General features: G+C 60.6%; 17 protein-coding genes. 9 read left to right on the top strand and 8 right to left on the bottom strand.

The features are described from left to right. Positions 1 to 6: 6 nt before the first annotated feature. Complete coding sequence (locus ACM6J5_RS23490) at positions 7 to 2,517, bottom strand: putative bifunctional diguanylate cyclase/phosphodiesterase (protein WP_095942800.1); 2,511 nt, start codon at positions 2,515 to 2,517, stop codon at positions 7 to 9. A gap of 583 nt (positions 2,518 to 3,100) precedes the next feature. Between ACM6J5_RS23490 and ACM6J5_RS23485 the strand changes: the two genes are divergently transcribed. Together ACM6J5_RS23485 and ACM6J5_RS23480 are read left to right on the top strand one after the other, a co-directional pair. Further along, on the top strand, positions 3,101 to 4,102 hold the full coding sequence (locus ACM6J5_RS23485) for an AAA family ATPase (protein ID WP_414929427.1): 1,002 nt from the start codon (positions 3,101 to 3,103) through the stop codon (positions 4,100 to 4,102). Next, on the top strand, positions 4,099 to 5,427 hold the full coding sequence (locus tag ACM6J5_RS23480) for a DUF58 domain-containing protein (RefSeq protein ID WP_414929426.1): 1,329 nt from the start codon (positions 4,099 to 4,101) through the stop codon (positions 5,425 to 5,427). The genes ACM6J5_RS23485 and ACM6J5_RS23480 overlap by 4 nt, the downstream gene beginning before the upstream one ends. Positions 5,428 to 5,464: 37 nt before the next feature. On the opposite strand, the gene ACM6J5_RS23475 is transcribed toward ACM6J5_RS23480, so the two are convergent. Both ACM6J5_RS23475 and ACM6J5_RS23470 read right to left on the bottom strand, forming a co-directional pair. After that, positions 5,465 to 5,824, bottom strand: a complete 360-nt coding sequence (locus ACM6J5_RS23475; RefSeq protein WP_095942803.1) for a PilZ domain-containing protein — start codon at positions 5,822 to 5,824, stop codon at positions 5,465 to 5,467. Between the two features lie 231 nt (positions 5,825 to 6,055). Further along, the gene (locus ACM6J5_RS23470) at positions 6,056 to 6,439 is read right to left on the bottom strand and encodes a tetratricopeptide repeat protein (protein WP_095942804.1); all 384 of its coding nucleotides are present in this window, start codon (positions 6,437 to 6,439) and stop codon (positions 6,056 to 6,058) included. A gap of 332 nt (positions 6,440 to 6,771) precedes the next feature. Between ACM6J5_RS23470 and pyk the strand changes: the two genes are divergently transcribed. After that, complete coding sequence (gene pyk / locus ACM6J5_RS23465; RefSeq protein WP_008052494.1) at positions 6,772 to 8,223, top strand: pyruvate kinase; 1,452 nt, start codon at positions 6,772 to 6,774, stop codon at positions 8,221 to 8,223. Between the two features lie 137 nt (positions 8,224 to 8,360). Here the strand turns inward: pyk and ACM6J5_RS23460 are convergent, their stop codons facing one another. Genes ACM6J5_RS23460 through ACM6J5_RS23450 form a run of 3 tightly spaced genes read right to left on the bottom strand, consistent with a single transcriptional unit; the run spans position 8,361 to position 11,174 of the window. Beyond that, positions 8,361 to 9,110: an enoyl-CoA hydratase-related protein gene (locus ACM6J5_RS23460; RefSeq protein WP_095942806.1), complete on the bottom strand. Its 750-nt coding sequence runs from the start codon at positions 9,108 to 9,110 to the stop codon at positions 8,361 to 8,363. Between the two features lie 29 nt (positions 9,111 to 9,139). Continuing rightward, positions 9,140 to 10,075 carry an iron-sulfur-binding ferredoxin reductase gene (locus ACM6J5_RS23455; RefSeq protein ID WP_414929425.1) on the bottom strand — a complete coding sequence of 312 codons (936 nt, stop codon included), beginning with the start codon at positions 10,073 to 10,075 and terminating at the stop codon, positions 9,140 to 9,142. Beyond that, on the bottom strand, positions 10,068 to 11,174 hold the full coding sequence (locus tag ACM6J5_RS23450) for a GGDEF domain-containing protein (protein WP_095942808.1): 1,107 nt from the start codon (positions 11,172 to 11,174) through the stop codon (positions 10,068 to 10,070). Before ACM6J5_RS23450 ends, ACM6J5_RS23455 begins: the two co-directional genes overlap by 8 nt. Positions 11,175 to 11,463: 289 nt before the next feature. Here ACM6J5_RS23450 and ACM6J5_RS23445 point away from each other — a divergent pair, with 289 nt between their 5' ends. From ACM6J5_RS23445 to ACM6J5_RS23420, 6 genes are all read left to right on the top strand, one after another. Beyond that, positions 11,464 to 12,987, top strand: coding sequence for a fumarate hydratase (locus tag ACM6J5_RS23445; RefSeq protein WP_056726089.1), 1,524 nt, complete (start codon positions 11,464 to 11,466; stop codon positions 12,985 to 12,987). Between the two features lie 144 nt (positions 12,988 to 13,131). Beyond that, complete coding sequence (locus tag ACM6J5_RS23440; RefSeq protein WP_150673671.1) at positions 13,132 to 14,898, top strand: sensor histidine kinase; 1,767 nt, start codon at positions 13,132 to 13,134, stop codon at positions 14,896 to 14,898. Next, a complete protein-coding gene (locus ACM6J5_RS23435; protein ID WP_414929424.1) occupies positions 14,892 to 16,226 on the top strand; it encodes a sigma-54-dependent transcriptional regulator in 1,335 nt (444 codons plus the stop codon). Before ACM6J5_RS23440 ends, ACM6J5_RS23435 begins: the two co-directional genes overlap by 7 nt. A gap of 291 nt (positions 16,227 to 16,517) precedes the next feature. Beyond that, on the top strand, positions 16,518 to 17,837 hold the full coding sequence (locus tag ACM6J5_RS23430) for an MFS transporter (protein WP_414929423.1): 1,320 nt from the start codon (positions 16,518 to 16,520) through the stop codon (positions 17,835 to 17,837). Between the two features lie 224 nt (positions 17,838 to 18,061). Next, positions 18,062 to 18,253: a hypothetical protein gene (locus tag ACM6J5_RS23425; RefSeq protein ID WP_095942811.1), complete on the top strand. Its 192-nt coding sequence runs from the start codon at positions 18,062 to 18,064 to the stop codon at positions 18,251 to 18,253. 211 nt (positions 18,254 to 18,464) lie between these two features. Continuing rightward, positions 18,465 to 19,088 carry a flavin reductase family protein gene (locus tag ACM6J5_RS23420; protein WP_095942812.1) on the top strand — a complete coding sequence of 208 codons (624 nt, stop codon included), beginning with the start codon at positions 18,465 to 18,467 and terminating at the stop codon, positions 19,086 to 19,088. Between the two features lie 3 nt (positions 19,089 to 19,091). Here ACM6J5_RS23420 and ACM6J5_RS23415 read toward each other — a convergent pair whose 3' ends face one another. Both ACM6J5_RS23415 and ACM6J5_RS23410 read right to left on the bottom strand, forming a co-directional pair. Beyond that, entirely contained in the window at positions 19,092 to 19,322 is a 231-nt protein-coding gene (locus ACM6J5_RS23415; protein WP_095942813.1) for a hypothetical protein, read from the bottom strand. Positions 19,323 to 19,363: 41 nt separating this feature from the next. Continuing rightward, the gene (locus ACM6J5_RS23410; protein ID WP_150673673.1) at positions 19,364 to 19,717 is read right to left on the bottom strand and encodes a putative quinol monooxygenase; all 354 of its coding nucleotides are present in this window, start codon (positions 19,715 to 19,717) and stop codon (positions 19,364 to 19,366) included. Positions 19,718 to 19,815: the final 98 nt, after the last annotated feature.

Genomic DNA, 19,815 nt, shown 5'->3' with positions numbered 1-19,815 from the left:
GCGAAGTCATGGCGATTTAGTCTTGGTCCGTGGGAAATCAGTGCTCGCCATTAATCTTTCGTGAACATACTCCTCAAATTGTTCGGCAGACAGTGGCGGGGAAAACAGGTAGCCCTGATAGGTCTTGCAGCCATGCTTGACCAGAAAGGTGCGCTGAGCTTCTGTCTCCACACCTTCGGCAATCACCGAAAGACCCAATATCTGGCTCAGGCTCACAATCGCGCAGGCGATGGCGGCGTCGTTGGGATCAACCAGCACATCTCTGATGAAGGACTGGTCGATCTTGAGTTGATCCAGCGGAAGGCTCTTCAGGTATGACAGTGACGAATAGCCGGTTCCGAAATCATCCAGCGAAAGGCCTATGCCGATCTCTTTCAACTCGATCATTTTGGCGACAGTACCTTCCATATCCTCTATCAGCAGGCCTTCGGTCAGTTCCAGTTTCAATTTCTTCGGATCGGCACCCGTGTATTTCAGTACTTGCAGTACCTCCTCGACGAAGTCCGGATGGTGAAACTGGCGGGCGCTGACATTCACAGCCATACCCAGTCGGGCGGTTTCCGAATGCTTTGCCCAGGCAACCAGCTGAGTGCAGGCTGCCTGCAGCGCCCAACGGCCTAACGGCAGAATCAACCCCGTTTCCTCTGCCAATGGAATGAACTCGCCTGGAAACACGACTCCGCGCTCAGGATTCTGCCATCTCATCAGTGCCTCTGCGCCAATGATACGGCCCTCACTATTCACCTGCGGCTGGTAATGAAGAAGGAATTCGTTGTCCTGCAAGCCTTGGCGCAAGTCTACTTCCAGTCTGGCACGAGCCGTGGCAACCGCCTGCATTTCCGGATCGAAGAAGCGCATGGTATTGCGGCCCGCCGCCTTGGCGCGATACATCGCCAGGTCAGCGCGCTTCATAATATCGTCCACTGTGCTCATCTGCCCCTGGAACAGCGCAATGCCGAGACTGGGGGTGCTGTGGTGCTCATATCCATCCAACTGGTAGGAAATGTTCAGAGCGTTGAGAATCTTTTCGCCAATAGCCTTGGCCTGGATAGCTGCTTCTGGAGGATTCTCATTAAGGCCATCCAGCAGGACGACGAATTCGTCTCCGCCCAGGCGAGCCACGGTGTCGCTCTCGCGTATGCAGCCGCAAAGGCGCAGAGCAACTTGCTGCAGCAACATGTCGCCTCTGTCATGCCCCAGCGTGTCGTTCAGTGCCTTGAAGTTATCCAGGTCAATGAGAATTATCCCGCTCGTATGCAGACTACGGGAGCTGCCCGCCAGCAGATGCTGTAACCGGTCCAACATGAGCCGCCTGTTGGCCAGCCCGGTCAACTGATCGTAGAAGGCCAAACGCTGGACCTCTTGCTCAGCGGTCTTACGGTGGGTGATGTCAGTATTGATCGACAGAACGGATTGAGGCTGGCCATCATCGTCTCGCACCAGGGTTCGATGACTTTCGAGCGTGATGGTGCAGCCATCCCGGCGTCGAAGTGTAACTTCGTCCGCCCAGTCACCCGTTTCTATCGGGCGGTTAGTGGCCGCATTGAAAGCGGCGCTACCCTGGTAGATCAACTCCTGTGCCGATTTGCCGAGTGCCTCTTCCTTTGACAGACCGTAGAGACGCTCGGCACTTTTGTTCCAGTACAGGATGCGGTTATCCATCCCGTGAACGACAATGGCGTCCTGGGCCTTGTCCAGCAGCGATGCTTGCTGGCGGGCCTGCTTCTCGCTTTCGCGCAGCACTGCCAGATAACCCTCCCTTTCGGCTGCTTGCGACTCCATTTCGCGCCTGATCTTGCCCCCGTAGATAACGGCCGCACTGACCATCAGTAGCACGAACACCATGATCGCGTATTCGACCCGGCGCAGTTCTTCGACCGACTCAAGCTCCTCCTCCAGGAGCCTGCTTTGAATCAGGCCAACGCGATCCCGCACGGTACTGAGTGAGGCGAGCAACAGGGCATACTTCCTGTCCATCGTTGCCATGCGTTTGCCGGCATTATCCGACTGCCCCTCCCTGAAGTAGGAAAAGATCAGCAAGGCCTCGTTCACCATTTCGACCATCGCGGCATCAACTGCACCCACCTCATCCTTCAATGCAAGGGAAAAGGCTTGTATATCCGCACTGTGTTCAGCCTCATTGGCGATCCGTACTTCCAACTGTTTTTTGGCCATTGCCAAATGCTCGTTGAAGGCGCGCAAGGCCTCATTCATGTTCCGCGATTCGGCTTCAACATTATGTGTATCGAACACATTATTGCCCGGCGCATTGACTGTGGAAGCCAGGCTGCCCAGCGTTGAATAGCTCGACAGCTGTTGGACCCACGACTGGTTCGCCTTGATGGAGCGGTGATAGGTATCGACGATCAGGTGATTCAATAGCACGCTCAGCACCACAACCAGCACGTCGAATCCCGCAAGAAAAAAGTACATGCGGTGCCATTTGGTCGAGCGCGGCTTATTTGAACTGGTGGGTATGGCTTGCTTTGCGGCGCTTTTATTCCTGAAAAAATCCATTTCACAATCTCCAAACATAATCCTTCTAAATTGACCAATAGAAGCGGTATTCGGAAACCAATTAACCTTTTATGCCGACACCTGAACCTGAGAACACACCGCACGTAGTATTAGCCAAATTTTTTCTCTGTTCTGGATTTGCGCCCCTGAACTGGATGCTTCACGCAGAATGGTCGGGTGACACAGGGCTCGTTGCGGGTCATTTCCGCGCAGCCTGCCGGACTCCCTGATCAGTTTCGACAGCAGACCAAGCATAGCCGCTAATTTGCCATTATTCTGTTCGCCGACTGCTCCAGGTCGGTAGTAGCCCTTAATGGTCGCTGCTCTGTTATTGGGTTCTTAAACTGGATTTTCTTCGGTTACGTAATCGATTCTGAAATCGCGTGCCCTCTGACCGTCGTAGACTAACCTCCACTTCTGACGAACGCTCAAGTGATGGGTTGCCATGGAATTGCAATGAGGCAGATTGGCAGTCACTCACTCGTTCCACGCGTAAAAAATACGTGAGAAAAAGTTAGATTAGATAAGTGACTGATTTATGGAAGATAAAACAAATGTAACTGTTAACAAGGCTCCGGAACCCATGAGTCAACCGATAGAGCCCGGCGCACCGAGCCATGCCGCTCAACAGCGTCAACGTGCCGGCCATCTGGCCCGGGCCGTACGTAAAGAACTGCAAAAAGCGGTGATTGGCCAGGACAGCGTGATCGACGACGTCCTGACGGCACTGATCGCCGGCGGCCACGTGTTGCTCGAAGGCGTACCGGGGCTGGGCAAGACCCTGTTGGTCCGTGCCCTCGCACGCTGCTTCGGTGGTGAGTTCGCCCGCATCCAGTTCACCCCGGACCTGATGCCCAGCGACGTCACCGGGCATGCCGTGTATGACTTGCAGACCGAGCAGTTCAAACTGCGCAAGGGGCCATTGTTCACTAACCTTCTGCTGGCCGACGAGATCAACCGTGCCCCGGCGAAAACCCAGGCCGCGCTGCTCGAAGCCATGCAGGAACGGCAAGTCACCCTCGAAGGACGGCCATTGGCGATTGCACAACCGTTCATGGTGCTCGCCACGCAAAATCCGATCGAACAGGAAGGCACTTACCCATTGCCGGAGGCTGAACTGGACCGCTTCATGCTCAAGGTGCGCATGGACTACCCCGACGCCGGGCAAGAGCTGGACATGGTGCGACAGGTCAGCCGCTCGACCCGGGCCGACATGCTTGATGTCCAGCCGATGCGCACGTTGTTGCAGGCCCGGGATGTACTGGTCCTGCAACGCATCGCCAGCGACCTGGCCCTGGACGATCAGGTACTCGATTACGCTGTGCGCCTGGCCCGTTCCACCCGCAACTGGCCCGGCTTGATCCTCGGCGCCGGCCCACGCGCATCCATCGCGCTGGTGCGATGTGCCCGGGCTCGTGCGCTGCTGCGCGGCGGTGAGTTCGTGATTCCGGATGACATCAAAGGCTGCGCCCTGGCCGTGCTGCGCCATCGTGTGCGTATCGCACCGGAGCTGGACATCGAGGGCCTGGATGTCGATCAGGTGCTCCAGCAGATGCTCGACCAAGTGCCGGCGCCGCGCCTGTGAAACCCTCGCGCCTGATGCTCGCCTGGCTGTTGATCCTGCTGGCCTGCACCATTGTGTCGGGCACTTTGCGAGCATTGGAGTTCGCGGTTCCGGCAAATCTCATGACGATCAACTGGGGGTTGCTCCTGGCGCTGCTGGCCCTGGCACTGCTGGATGCGGTGCGGGTGAAGCGCTTGTCCTCACCCCGACTGATACGCCAGATACCCGGTAGCCTGGCGTTGGGTCGATGGAGCGAGGTGCAACTGACGTTCGAACATGACTTTGCGCAACCGCTGAAGGTCCAAGTCTTCGACCATGTACCACCGGGCCTGGACTTCGAAAACCTGCCGTTGACGGTCGAGTTGCAACCCGACCAGCACAGCCTGGCGGGTTATCGCCTGCGCCCGCTCAAGCGCGGCCACTTCAGCATCGAACGCTGTGAAATCGACCTGCCCAGCCCCTTTGGGCTCTGGTCGGACAGACGTTTGCTCGACCTGCCCGACGCCACCCGCGTCTACCCCGACTTCGCCCGTTTGTATGACGGACAGTTACTCGCGGTGGACAACTGGCTCAGCCAGCTTGGCGTCCGTCGTAAACAACGACGGGGCCTGGGCCTGGAATTCCATCAATTGCGCGAGTTTCGCGAGGGCGACAGCCTGCGCCAGATCGACTGGAAAGCCACCGCCCGCCAACGCACGCCGATTGCCCGGGAGTATCAGGACGAGCGCGACCAGCAGATCATCTTCATGCTCGACTGCGGCCGGCACATGCGCAGCCAGGATGATGAACTGTCGCACTTCGATCACGCTCTCAACGCTTGCCTGTTGCTCAGCTACGTGGCGCTACGTCAGGGCGATGCGGTCGGCTTGAGCACCTTTGCCAGCGAACAGCCGCGCTACCTCGCGCCGGTAAAAGGCACCAGCCACCTCAACACCCTGCTCAATACCGTCTATGACTTGAACAGCAGCCAACGCAGTGCCGACTATCAGGCCGCGGCCACGCAACTGCTGGCACGGCAAAAACGCCGGGCACTGGTGGTGCTGGTGACCAACCTGCGCGAAGAGGATGACGATGGGCTGCTCTCGGCTGTCAACCGCCTGAGCCAGCGGCATCAGGTGCTGGTCGCGAGCTTGCGTGAAGGCGTTCTTGACACCCTGCGTCAGTCACAGGTGCAGACTTTGCCCGAAGCGCTGGCCTATTGCGGGACCGTGGACTACCTCAATGCACGCGCCGAGCTCCATGAGCGCTTGAACGCTCATGGCGTGTTGGTGATGGATGCACGGCCCGGCGAGTTGGGGGCAGAGCTGGTGACCCGGTACCTGGGCTGGAAAAGAACCGGACTCTGAACCTGAGCAATCCCTCACAGGTGGCTTCCCAGTGATCTCAGGCCGAAGCCGGCAACGGCAGAAAACTGAAATATTGCTTCAACGCCTCCACCAGTTGCCCATATTCCGGTGGTGCCCGTTGCAGGCTGAACCCGGCGTCGTAATGTTGGGGGGTCGCGTCTTCATGGCACCACAGGCAACAGGCCTGCAGGTCGATGATCCGCTGGCCACCTTCGCTGGCGGGAATTTTCAGGCGCAGGTTGAAGTCCGCGCCGATCATCATCGGCAGCAGGCTGATCAACATCAGCCCGTCTTCGGAGACATTGCCCAGGTAGCCGATGGGTTTGCCGGTGATGCCGTTGAACACTTTCAGGAAGTACGGCAGTTGATGCCGCTCGATTCGGCGGTCGGTGAACATGTGCAATTTCGCTATGCAAGGCTCTTAAGCAGAGCCGCACTACTGCTTCGGAACGGGTATGCATAAGTCTTGCCCGCTCTCCCCGCTTCCGGTGCGCCAGTCCTGACAGCGCTGAGTCCTGCTTGTGCCGGTCGCAGGTGTTGCCCCGGTTCAGAGGCAAGGCTCTAAAACCGGTTCCCTGGACTATAGCTCACCACCTCCGGTGAGCCAGCGATCAGAGGATTACGGCCGTCAGAACTGCGCCGGTTTTGCCGCTGCGGCACTGCGCGTCGGGTAGTGGCCCAGGCTCTGCAGGGTTTCGATGCGGGCACGGGCGCGGTAGGCATATTCGCTCTGGGGATAGGACGCCATGATGAACTGATACGTCTGGACCGCATCGATGTACATCTTCTGCCGCTCCAGACACAGGCCGCGCATCATCGACACTTCCGGCCACACGTAAGGCCGCGCGCGGCTGTCGCGCTCGACCTTGGACAGCTCGAGCATCACCTGCTCGCAATTGCCCCGGTCGTAGGCGCTGTAGGCATTGTTCAAATGATGGTTCATCGACCAACGGGTGCAGCCCGTGACGCTGAGGACGCTGATGGCAAGGGCGGCAATGAGAACGAAACGCATGGGGAAATCTCCTGTCTTGAACGCTGTATCGACCCATGGTCGGAAATCTTCAGGCTGCCGGGACGCAAAGTTGCAGGGTTCAATCAAGGCACTGTGGACCGTTGTTGTAGGAGCGAGCCTGCTCGCGATGGACGTCAACGATTATGCGTACTTTCTGAGTAACCGCGTCGTCCTTGAGCTCTTCGCGAGCAGGCTCGCTCCTACAGAGGCCAGGGCAATATCTGGTTCTTCCTTAAAACCAAGCTCTTCACGAAAAAGTAGTGCAAACGAACAATGACTACACCTTCGGAGCATAGTAGCCTCACTCAGCGCTTGAACTCAGGAGTCTTTGCATGTCCGTCCGTCGTACCAAAATCGTCGCCACCCTTGGCCCGGCCAGTAACTCGCCGGAAGTTCTCGAACAGCTGATTCTGGCTGGCCTGGACGTCGCCCGCCTGAACTTCTCCCACGGCACTCCCGACGAGCACAAGGCTCGCGCGAAGCTGGTCCGTGACCTCGCCGCCAAGCACGGCCGCTTCGTCGCCCTGCTGGGTGACCTGCAAGGCCCGAAAATCCGTATCGCCAAATTCGCCAACAAGAAGATCGAGCTGAAGATCGGTGATCAATTCACCTTCTCCACCAGCCATCCTCTGACCGAAGGCAACCAGCAAGTGGTCGGCATCGACTACCCGGACCTGGTCAAGGACTGCGGCGTGGGCGACGAGTTGCTGCTCGACGACGGTCGCGTGGTGATGCGCGTCGATACCGCCACGGCCACCGAACTGAACTGCACCGTGACCATCGGCGGCCCGCTGTCGGACCACAAAGGCATCAACCGTCGCGGTGGCGGCCTGACCGCTCCGGCCCTGACTGAAAAAGACAAGGCGGACATCAAGCTCGCCGCGGAAATGGAAGTCGACTACCTCGCGGTCTCCTTCCCGCGTGACGCCGCCGACATGGAATACGCCCGTCAACTGCGCGACGAAGCCGGCGGCACTGCCTGGCTGGTGGCGAAGATCGAACGCGCCGAAGCCGTGGCCGACGACGAAACCCTCGACGGCCTGATCAAGGCATCCGACGCGGTGATGGTTGCCCGTGGTGACCTGGGCGTGGAAATCGGCGACGCCGAGCTGGTGGGCATCCAGAAGAAAATCATTCTGCACGCACGCCGCCACAACAAGGCTGTGATCGTCGCGACCCAGATGATGGAGTCGATGATCCAGAACCCGATGCCGACCCGCGCCGAAGTGTCCGACGTAGCCAACGCCGTGCTCGACTACACCGACGCCGTGATGCTCTCGGCCGAAAGTGCCGCAGGCCTGTACCCGCTGGAAGCCGTTCAGGCCATGGCGCGTATCTGCGTCGGCGCCGAAAAGCACCCGACCAGCAAGACCTCCAGCCACCGCATCGGCAAAGAGTTCGAGCGCTGCGACGAAAGCATCGCACTGGCGACCATGTACACCGCCAACCACTTCCCGGGCGTGAAGGCGATCATCGCCCTGACCGAAAGTGGCTACACCCCGCTGATCATGTCGCGCATCCGTTCCTCGGTGCCGATCTACGCGTTCACCCCACACCGCGAAGCCCAGGCCCGCGCGGCAATGTTCCGTGGCGTTTACACCATCCCGTTCGACCCGGCGTCCCTGGCGCCGAACGAAGTCAGCCAGAAGGCGATCGACGAGCTGGTCAAGCGCGGCGTAGTACAGAAAGGCGACTGGGTCATCCTCACCAAGGGCGACAGCTACCACACCACCGGTGGCACCAACGGCATGAAGATCCTGCACGTTGGCGATCCGATGGTCTGAGTGACCGGTCGCTGAAAAACAAAAGCCCCGCCATGTGAATGGCGGGGCTTTTTGCTTTCTGAGCCTGACACTGTGTGGTTCAGGCTGGCCCCATCGCGAGCAAGCTCGCGATGGGGCCAGCCCAGTCAGCGAAAGACTCAATGCCGCTTGATAAACCCCGTCAACGCCGCCAGCGCCTCCGGCGAACGCAGCCGCTGGGTAAACAACGCCCCCTCCTCTTCAATCACCTTGCGCACCAACTCCCGGTCCGGCGCCTTCATCAATTGCTTGCTGATGCGCACCGCTTCCGGCGGCAGCGACTCGAAGCGCAGCGCCATCTCCCGCGCCTTGACCAAGGCTTCTTCGCCACTGCCCAGTGCTTCGGACGCAATGCCCCACGCTGCGGCCTGCTCACCATTGAAACCCTCACCGAGCAGCAACAACTCCGCCGCTTTGGCCTGCCCAAGCAAGCGTGGCAGGATCAGGCTGGAGCCGAACTCCGGGCATAGGCCAAGATTGACGAACGGCATGCGCAAGCGGGCATCGCGGGCCACGTAGACCAGGTCGCAATGCAGCAACATCGTTGTGCCAATGCCCACCGCCGCTCCGGCCACGGCGGCGATCACCGGTTTGCGGCATTCGAGCAGGTTGAGCATGAACCGGAATACCGGGCTGTCGAGGCCGCTTGGCGGTTGCTGGATGAAATCAGCGATGTCGTTGCCGGCAGTGAAGCATTCGGCCGAACCGGTGATCAGTACGGCATTGATCTCGGGGTCGCTGTCGGCTTTTTGCAACGCCTCGGCCAAGTGACTGTACATGGCGCGGGTCAGGGCGTTTTTCTTGTCCGGGCGATTCAGGCGCAGGGTCAACAGGCCGCGTTCGCGTTCAATCTGGATGGCATCGGTCATGGCAGGTCTCGCGTCTGAAAAGTCAGCGCTCAACCACGGGGCAGGAACACATCGGCCAGCAGTTGATTGCGCGGCAATCCCGCCAGGTACAGGCGCCGGGCAAAGGCGTCGACGCTGTCGGGGGCTCCGCAGAGTAAGGCCAGGGTTTGCCGGGAAACAAGCCGCAGTTGCGCCAAAGCCGCGGGTAACTCGGCCGGGGTCCACAGTTCGACACTCAGGTTCGGACAGCTGGCGGCCATGGCTTGCAGGGGCTTGGCCAGGTAGTGCTCATCGGCATCATGGGCCAGGTGTATGACGCGGATGGGGCCCTGATGATCCTGGCGCAGTGCTTCGCGCAATACACCAAACAACGGTCCCAACCCGGTGCCGGCCGCCATCAACCACAGCGGCCGGGCGTGCCAGTCAGGGTCGTAGTGCAAGGCACCGCCGCGCAGTTCACCGAGACGGATCGGATCGCCGATGCGCAATTGCCTGGCGGCATCGCTGAATTCCCCGGGCTTGCGGCAATCGAGATGAAACTCCAGAAAACGGTCTTCTTGCGGCAGGCTGGCGAGCGAATACGGCCGCGCCACGCTACCTGCCCACAACACCAGATGCTGACCGGCGCTGTAGCGCAACGGCCGCTGGGGGATTACCCGCAAGCGCAGCACCGTGGTGCTCAGCCAATCGATCGCCGCGACTTCGGCGGGTCGGCCATCGGTTTGCGGGTCGAAGGCGTGCACCTGCAAGTCCTCGACCACCTGGCACTGGCACGCCAGGCGCCAGCCTTGTTCACGCTGCCGGGCACTCAGGGCATCCGGGCGGCTGTCGCTCGGCAGCCCCCGCACACACTGCACCAGGCAGGCATGGCAACTGCCGGCGCGGCAACTGTAAGGCACTGGTACGCCGTTCTGGTTCAGCGCGTCGAGCAGATTGCTCCCCGCCGCCACCGACCAATGACGCTCGCCGACCCGCAGCTCAGGCATCGACGTTCTCCCACGCTGCCGCGCACCGGTTGCGGCCGTCACGCTTGGCGCGATAAAGCGCCTGATCGGCCCGTTGCAGGGCATCATCGAGGTCGTCGCCCAGTTCCAGCAGGGTCATGCCGGCGGACAGGCTGAGACTGCGTACATTCAGACCAATCAACTCGACATCGGTGAACGCGATGCGCAGCCGTTCGCAGCACGAAGTCAAACTGTCGGCATCGCAATCGGGCAGCAGTACCACGAACTCTTCACCGCCGTAGCGGGCCAGAACATCACCGTCGCGCAGGCACGCGCTGGCAATGCCGGCAAAGGCTTGCAGCACCTGATCGCCGGCGGCATGGCCGTGCAGGTCGTTGATGCGCTTGAAATGGTCAAGGTCGATCAGCGCCAGGCCATGCACGACACCGGCGTCCATGGCGTTCAGTTCACGGGACGCCAGGCGCAGGAAATGCCGCCGATTGAACAGGCCCGTGAGCTCGTCGGTGGCCACCAGGTCTTCAAGTTGGCGCATCATCCCGCGCAACGTGTCCTGGTGCGCCTGCAAAGCAAAACGCCGCTGGCGCATACGCTGTCGCGAAGCCTGCACATAGCGGGCATACAGCACCAGCCACACCAGTACGATGAACAGCACACAGACCTGCAACACTGCCATGGCCGGGTCAGGCAGCTGGAAGTGGTAGCCCTCCCACAGCGTGATCGCACTGAAACTGAAAAACACCAGCAGCGCGCATCGCACTAAAGACCGGCGTGACAAATGGAACAGGCCGAACAACAGGATCAGCACGTAAAACACCAAAAAGGCGCCCCGGGCTTCGTCCAGATGGGCGATCAGCCAGGTTTGCCAGCCCAGCCCCAGCAGCACTTGTGCCTCGGTCAGGCTGGAGTCGGCGAAGCGCAGGTTACAGCCGCTGTAGAACACCGCGAACAGGATAGCCTGGCTGATCACCACCAGTGCGCTGCCGATGACGACACTGGAAAGCGGTGCATTGTAGTGACCGGTAAAAAACGCCAGCCACAGCAACAGCAATGCCAGGGCGTAGGTGCCGGCCGCGAGGGCGAAACGTTTGAGCAACAGGCGCTGGATGGCGTTATGGGTCAATCGTGACTCACCAGATGAAAGGAGACTGACAGAGCGTCCTACTCTACAGACCGGATGTCACTTTAGTGGCGTGGCCGATAAATGACCATTCAATTTTCGGGATCGCCCTATGCGACCAACGATTGACTGCCGGCGGGTGTGCCTGTCCGCGAGGCGCGGTATACTGCCGCGCCTTTTTAGCGTCGCGCCAGCTTCCCCGGCGTGCCTTGAAAGGTGCTTGCAACCGACCGATGCACCCAAGCTGCAAGCACCTTATTGAATGTTCCCGTCTTTTAGAGGAGCGCGACTCATGACCGTGATCAAGCAAGACGACCTGATTCAGAGCGTTGCCGACGCCCTGCAGTTCATTTCCTACTACCACCCCGTGGATTTCATCCAGGCGATGCACGAGGCCTACCTGCGCGAAGAATCGCCAGCGGCCCGCGACTCGATGGCACAGATCCTGATCAACTCGCGCATGTGCGCCACCGGCCACCGCCCGATTTGCCAGGACACCGGCATCGTGACCGTGTTTGTCCGCGTGGGCATGGACGTGCGCTGGGATGGCGCCACCATGAGCCTGGACGACATGATCAACGAAGGCGTTCGTCGCGCCTACAACCTGCCGGAAAACGTCCTGCGTGCTTCGATCCTCGCCGACCCGGCGGGCGCTCGCAAGAACACCAAGGACAACACCCCGGCAGTCATCCACTACTCCATCGTTCCGGGTAACACCGTGGAAGTGGACGTGGCGGCCAAGGGCGGCGGTTCCGAGAACAAGTCGAAGATGGCCATGCTCAACCCGTCAGACTCGATCGTCGACTGGGTTCTGAAAACCGTCCCGGAAATGGGCGCCGGCTGGTGCCCACCAGGCATGCTCGGCATCGGCATCGGCGGCACCGCCGAGAAAGCCGCGGTGATGGCCAAGGAAGTGTTGATGGAATCCATCGACATTCACGAGCTCAAAGCCCGTGGCCCGCAGAACCGCATCGAAGAAATGCGCCTGGAGCTGTTCGAGAAGGTCAACCAGCTGGGCATCGGCGCCCAGGGCCTCGGTGGCCTGACCACTGTGCTCGACGTGAAGATCATGGATTACCCGACCCACGCCGCTTCGCTGCCGGTGTGCATGATCCCGAACTGCGCCGCCACCCGTCACACGCACTTCGTGCTCGACGGTTCCGGCCCGGTTGCCCAGGAAGCGCCACCTTTGGACGCCTACCCGGAAATCGTCTGGGAAGCCGGCCCGTCGGCTCGTCGCGTCAACCTCGACACCCTGACCCCGGAAGACGTGCAGAGCTGGAAGCCGGGCGAGACCGTCCTGCTCAACGGCAAGATGCTCACCGGTCGCGACGCTGCGCACAAGCGCATGGTCGAGATGCTGAACAAGGGTGAAACCCTGCCGGTGGACCTCAAGGGTCGCTTCATTTACTACGTCGGCCCGGTTGATCCGGTGCGCGAAGAAGTGGTTGGCCCGGCTGGCCCGACCACCGCGACGCGGATGGACAAGTTCACCCGTCAGATCCTCGAGCAAACCGGCCTGCTGGGCATGATCGGCAAATCCGAGCGCGGCCCTACCGCGATCGAAGCGATCAAGGACCACAAAGCCGTTTATCTGATGGCTGTCGGTGGCGCGGCTTACCTGGTGGCGCAAGCGATCAAGAAATCCCGCGTTGTCGCTTTCGCCGAACTGGGCATGGAAGCGATCTACGAGTTCGACGTAAAAGACATGCCTGTGACCGTTGCGGTCGACAGCAAGGGCGAGTCGGTACACATCACCGGTCCTGCCATCTGGCAGAAAAAGATCAGTGAAAGCCTGGCGGTGGAAGTGCAGTAAACGGCACTCAGCTCCGCTGAATAAACCGGTTTGTCGGCAACGACAGACCGGTTTTTTTTCGGCCGGATAACTGTACTCCGGCGAGAGAAGAGCGTCCTTCGCATGCTATGGTGCCTTCCCCCATTTTTGCCTGTTGTTCACTGCATGTTGACGACCTCCCGACCCCTGCGCCTGGCGCTCTACACCCTATTGATCATCGCCGGTGCCGCCATCGCCGCGACTCTGGCCATGCGCCACACCGTGCGCCAGTCAATGGTCGAAGACGCAGCGCGCGCCAATCAGCAACTGGCGCTGTATGCCACGTCCCTGCATACCCTGATCGAACGTTACCGCGCCCTGCCCGCCGTGCTGGCGCTGGACCCGGAGCTGCGCTCGGCGCTCAAAGGGGCGGTGAGCCCCGAGCAACAGGATGCCCTGAACCGAAAACTGGAAAAGATCAACGGTGCCGCCCAATCCTCGACCCTGGAACTGCTCGATCGCACCGGCCTTGCCGTAGCAGCGAGCAACTGGCGTTTGCCCAGCAGTTATGTCGGCCACAACTACGGTTTCCGTCCCTATTTCAATCAGACCCGCACCCAGGGCACCGGGCGCTTCTACGCCGTGGGGGTGACCAGCGGGATTCCCGGCTACTTCCTCTCCAGCGCGGTCAGCGATGACGATGGCCAGTTCCTCGGCGCCATGGTGGTAAAGCTGGAATTCCCCGAACTGGAACGCGAGTGGCGTCAGGGCAGCGACACCTTGTTGGTCAGCGATGCCCGCGGAATCATCTTCATCGCCAACCAGCCGGGCTGGCGCTATCGCCTGCTCAAGCCGCTGAGCGACAGCGATCATGCCGAACTCAAGAGCACTCGCCAGTACGACAAGCAGCCGCTGACACCGCTTGAGTTTCAATCGTTGCGGCGCTTCGACGACAACAGTGACCTGGCGCGGGTCGATGGCCCGGACGGCAAGGCGGATTACCTGTGGGAATCCCTGCCGCTGACTACCGAGGGCTGGACCCTTCACCTGCTGCGGCGCCCGCAGGTCGCCTTCGAAGACAGCCGCAACGCCGCCCTCGCCGCGGCCGGGCTATGGCTGACGCTGGTGTTCCTGCTGCTGTTTCTCAATCAGCGCTGGCGCCTGGCCAAACTGCGTCAGCGCAGTCGTGAAGAGCTCGAACAACTGGTGGAAGAGCGCACCCGCGACTTGCGCACCGCTCAGGAAGGCTTGGTGCAATCGGCCAAACTCGCGGCGCTGGGGCAGATGTCCGCCGCCCTGGCCCATGAGATCAACCAGCCGCTCACCGCCCAGCGCATGCAGCTGGCTACCTTGCGCCTGCTGCTCGACCATGGCCGGGTCGACGACGCCTACAAGGCGCTCAAACCGGTGGATGAAATGCTCACACGCATGGCCGCCCTCACCGGCCACCTGAAAACCTTCGCCCGCAAGAGCCCCAGCGGTTTACGCGAACGCCTGGACCTGGCGGCGGTGGTGGACCAGTCGCTGCAACTGCTCGACACCCGGCTGCGCGACGAACAGGTCAGCACCGTGCTGCACCTGACCCGCCCGGCCTGGGTGCGTGGCGATGCGATTCGCCTGGAACAAGTGCTGATCAATCTGCTGCGCAACGCCCTTGATGCCATGCAGGACAAACCCTGCAAACGCCTGGAAATCCGCCTCGAAGCCGACGAACAATTGTGGCGCCTGAGCGTGATCGACAACGGTGGCGGTATCGCCGAAGAGAACCTGCCCAAGGTCTTCGATCCGTTCTTCACCACCAAACCGGTGGGCGAAGGCCTGGGCATCGGGCTGGCGGTGTCATTCGCCATCGTTCACGAGTCCGGCGGGCGCTTGAGTGCCGAAAATCATGACAAAGGGGCGGTGTTTACCCTGACCTTGCCCATCGACCTGGAGGTGCATGAACCATGCTGAACTCAGTGATCGTGGTCGACGACGAAAGCAGCATCCGCAGTGCCGTCGAGCAATGGTTGAGCCTGTCGGGTTTCGAGGTGCAGCTGTTCAGCCGCGCCGATGAATGCCTGGCGCAGTTGCCCAGGCATTTTGCCGGGGTGATTCTCAGCGATGTGCGCATGCCCGGCATGACCGGTCTGGAACTGCTGGCCGAGGTGCAACGCCGGGATGCCGATTTGCCGGTGATCCTGCTGACCGGCCACGGCGATGTACCGATGGCCGTCGAGGCCATGCGCGACGGTGCCTACGATTTTCTCGAAAAGCCCTTCACCCCGGAAACCCTGCTCGGCAGCCTGCGCCGCGCCCTCGACAAACGCCGACTGGTGCTGGAAAACCGTGCGCTGCACGAGCAGGCGGACAACCGCGCCAAACTGGATGCCACGCTGCTCGGCGTGTCCCGGGGTTTGCAGACCCTGCGTCGGCAAGTTCTGGACCTGGCAGCACTGCCGGTCAACGTGCTGATTCGCGGCGAAACCGGTAGCGGCAAGGAGCTGGTCGCGCGTTGCCTGCATGACTTCGGGCCGCGGGCCGACAAGCCCTTTGTCGCGCTCAACTGCGCGGCCATCCCCGAGCAATTGTTCGAGGCCGAGCTGTTCGGCCACGAGAGCGGCGCGTTCACTGGGGCGTCCGGCAAGCGCATCGGCAAACTCGAGTACGCCGACGGCGGCACGCTGTTTCTCGATGAAATCGAAAGCATGCCGCTGGCCCAGCAAGTGAAACTGCTGCGGGTGTTGCAGGAGCAAAAGCTTGAACGACTGGGCTCGAACCAGAGTATCCGCGTGGATCTGCGCATCATTGCCGCGACCAAACCGGACCTGCTCGACGAAGCGCGGGCCGGACGTTTTCGCGAAGACCTGGCCTATCGCTTGAACGTTGCCGAGTTGCGCTTGCCGCCGTTGCGCGAACGCCGTGAAGACATACCCCTGCTGTTCGAATCCTTTGCGCAAAACGCCGCCGAACGCCTGGGACGCAAATTTCCACCGTTGAGCGGTGCGCAGTTGAGCCACCTGCTGAGCCATGACTGGCCGGGCAACGTGCGCGAACTGGCGAACGTCGCCGAGCGTCAGGTATTGGGGCTCGGTGAACCGGAGCCCTTGGGCATCGAGCCCGGCCAGTCACTGGCGGCTCAGCAGGAAGCGTTCGAGGCGCAATGCCTGCGTGCGGCATTGACCCGGCACAAGGGCGATGTGAAAGCGGTGCTCGAAGAACTGCAACTGCCGCGCCGGACCTTCAATGAAAAGATGCAGCGGCATGGGTTGAGTCGGGAGATGTTTTTGCCCGAGGCCTGATTTTTGTGGCGTCTGCTCTGGCCTCATCGCGAGCAGGCTCACTCCTACAGTGGTTTGATGTACGCCGATCCATTGTAGGAGTGAGCCTGCTCGCGATGAGACCGGTACAACCACAGCAACACTTGAGCAATTTTCCGCTCACCACCAACCACAGATAAGCGGATTTCCGCTCAACGAAACGTCATCACCCCTCTAAACCGGCCCTCTCCCCGTTGGCACAGCTCCTGCTATAGCCCTGGCAGGCTGCGTTTAATCGCGCTCCACAAAAACAATTAAATGAAGGATCCTTCAATGGATAACTCCAACGCCCTGCCCCTTGGGTCGGCTGCCACGCCGGCTAAAGAAAGAACCACCGCCAGTCGCATCAAATCGATTTTCAGCGGTTCTGTCGGCAACATGGTCGAGTGGTATGACTGGTACGTCTACGCCGCCTTCTCCCTGTATTTCGCCAAGACCTTTTTCCCCAAAGGCGACACCACCGCCCAATTGCTCAACACCGCCGCGATCTTCGCCGTGGGCTTCCTGATGCGTCCGATCGGTGGCTGGCTGATGGGTCTGTATGCCGACAAGGTCGGGCGCAAAAAGGCCCTGATGGCCTCGGTGTACCTGATGTGCTTCGGCTCGCTGCTGATCGCCCTGAGCCCGAGCTATGAAGTCATCGGCATCGGCGCGCCGATCCTGCTGGTGTTCGCGCGCTTGCTGCAAGGCCTGTCGGTGGGTGGCGAATACGGCACCTCCGCCACTTACCTCAGCGAGATGGCGACCAAGGAACGTCGCGGCTTCTACTCCAGCTTCCAGTACGTGACACTGATCTCCGGCCAGCTCATCGCTTTGGCGGTGCTGATTGTCCTGCAGAACTTCCTGACCACCGAGCAGCTGTACGCCTGGGGCTGGCGCATCCCGTTCGCCATCGGCGCGCTGTGTGCCGTGGTTGCGCTGTACCTGCGTCGCGGCATGGAAGAAACCGAGTCGTTCACCAAGAAAGAAAAAGCCAAGGAAAGCGCGATGCGCACCTTGATGCGCCACCCCAAGGAACTGATGACCGTGGTCGGCCTGACCATGGGCGGTACGCTGGCATTCTACACCTACACCACCTACATGCAGAAATACCTGGTGAATACCGTCGGCATGAGCATTTCCGACTCCACCACCATTTCCGCCGCCACGTTGTTCCTGTTCATGTGCCTGCAACCGATCATCGGCGGGCTGTCGGATAAAATCGGTCGTCGGCCGATCCTGATTGCCTTCGGCATTCTGGGCACGCTGTTCACCGTACCGATCCTCACCACCCTGCACACCATTACGACCTGGTGGGGCGCGTTCTTCCTGATCATGGCGGCGCTGATCATCGTCAGCGGCTACACCTCTATCAACGCCGTGGTGAAAGCCGAACTGTTCCCGACCGAAATCCGCGCCCTGGGCGTGGGCCTGCCGTACGCACTGACCGTCTCGATCTTCGGCGGCACCGCTGAATACATCGCGCTGTGGTTCAAGAGCATCGGCATGGAAACGGGTTACTACTGGTACGTGACCGCGTGCATCGCCGTGTCGTTGCTGGTGTACGTCACCATGAAAGACACCCGCAAGCATTCGCGGATCGTGACGGACTGATCGCCAATCGACGCTCACCGCAACGGTGAGCACCAAGGCCCTTCGCGAACGAACTCGCGAAGGGCACCGTTCGTCTGCGCCTCCACCAGGATAATCATCGGTTAATGCACCGGCAGCAGCCTGCTGCTGAGTGCATCCCTATCGACAGGACGCACGTATATCCGTTACAGGTCTCGAAAGAGTGCCTGAACGTATCCAAAGCGAACGTACCTGGAGTACCTGTCATGAATATCCGATTGATCCTTGCTCTGACCCTTTCCTTGCTGGCTGCCAATACCTTTGCAGCCGATGGTTACGACAAAACCGGCTCGGCCTCTTTCGGCTCCGATGCCAGCGCCGCCATCGAACGCAGCCACTCGGGCACCTATGCCTCGGACGGTTTCGACAAAACCGGTAGCGCTGAAGCTATCGGCTGATCGTGGAGGGAAATTCACAGCTCGACCTCAAAACCCTGTAGGAGCGAGCTCGCTCGCGATGGTCGTCAACGATAACGTTGGTTGGCAGGTGCCCCGCGGCGCTCTCAGGTTTATCGCGAGCAAGCTCGCTCCTACAGTGATCTTCATCTGACTGGAAATCTGCGGCGCATGCTTGCACCATGAACGTCTCCCGCAAGTTCTGGAAATCCCCATGCCCGACGCCATCCACTTCTACGAACCCGCCAACGGCCACGGCCTGCCCCACGATCCATTCAACGCCATCGTCGGCCCGCGCCCCATCGGCTGGATCTCTTCACAGGATGCCGAGGGCCGCTTGAACCTGGCGCCCTACAGTTTCTTCAACGCCTTCAACTACATCCCGCCGATCATTGGGTTTTCCAGCGTCGGGCGCAAAGACAGCCTGAACAACATCGAACAGACCGGCGAGTTCGCCTGGAACCTGGCCACCCGGCCGCTGGCCGAGCAGATGAACCAGAGCAGCGCCATGGTCAAACCTGAGGTCAACGAGTTCGAACTCGCCGGGCTGACGACCGCTGCCTCGAAGGTCATTCAGGTGCCGCGGGTGGCCGAGAGCCCGGTGTCCTTCGAGTGCAGGGTCACGCAGATCATCCAGTTGCAACGGGCGGACGGCAATGTGGTGCCGAGCTGGCTGATCCTCGGCGAAGTGGTCGCCGTGCATATCGCCAAGTGGCTTTTGAAAGACGGGGTGTACGACACCGCCGCGGCAGAACCGATTCTGCGCGGCGGCGGGCCGGCGGATTATTTCCAGCTGGGGCCTGAGGCGTTGTTCAAGATGTACCGCCCGGGACGGTGAGAATCACCAGAGCAGGTCGGTGTTTTCCTTGACGTCCTTGAGGCGGGTCAGCTCCTTGGCGGCCGCATCATCGGCCTCGTGAGCGGTCTTGAAGATCTGCCCTTCCAGCACTTTGTGAAAACGCGGGGCGCCGGAACCACCCAGCGCCTTGACGGCGATAGCGGCGTGGTAACCACCCTCGCCCGGTACTACAGCGGAAACAGCTTCGAAGTGTTCAAAGGCTTTACGTGCCATGTCGCGCATCCTGGCTGGTTGAGAATGCCGTCATTAAACCCTCAACCGGCCAGTTTGTGTACCGCCAGTCCAGACTGACCGAGAGCCTGCGCCGCCGAGACATCCTTGAAGGTGTGGAAATCCAGACTGTTGACCACCAGCTCCTGCACCAGCTCGGCAAAAATCTCCATCGCAGGCGTGCTGAAGTACGCGGTCATGGCCTGTTGATTGCTCCAGAAACCGGACACCAGCCACAACTCCGGATCGCATTGCGAATGCTGCAAGGCAAAGCTCAGGCAGCCTGGCGCTGCGCGGGACGGTTCGATCAGGGCGCTGAGGCGCACACCGAGTTCCGCCGAACGCCCGGCGCGCGCTCGAACGAAGGCCATATGACTGACGGGGATTTGCGTGGACATGTTCAACCCTCCCGGGGAGTTGCGTGGCAGCCGGGGGACGGGCTGCGACAGGATCAAAGGTTAAGGGCGCAGGCGCCTGTCTCGTTAGTCGATTCCTG

Origin of the sequence: Pseudomonas sp. IT-P74 (assembly GCF_949768175.1) — a bacterium.
Lineage (GTDB): Bacteria > Pseudomonadota > Gammaproteobacteria > Pseudomonadales > Pseudomonadaceae > Aquipseudomonas.
This window is presented reverse-complemented; position numbering and strand designations above follow the sequence as displayed.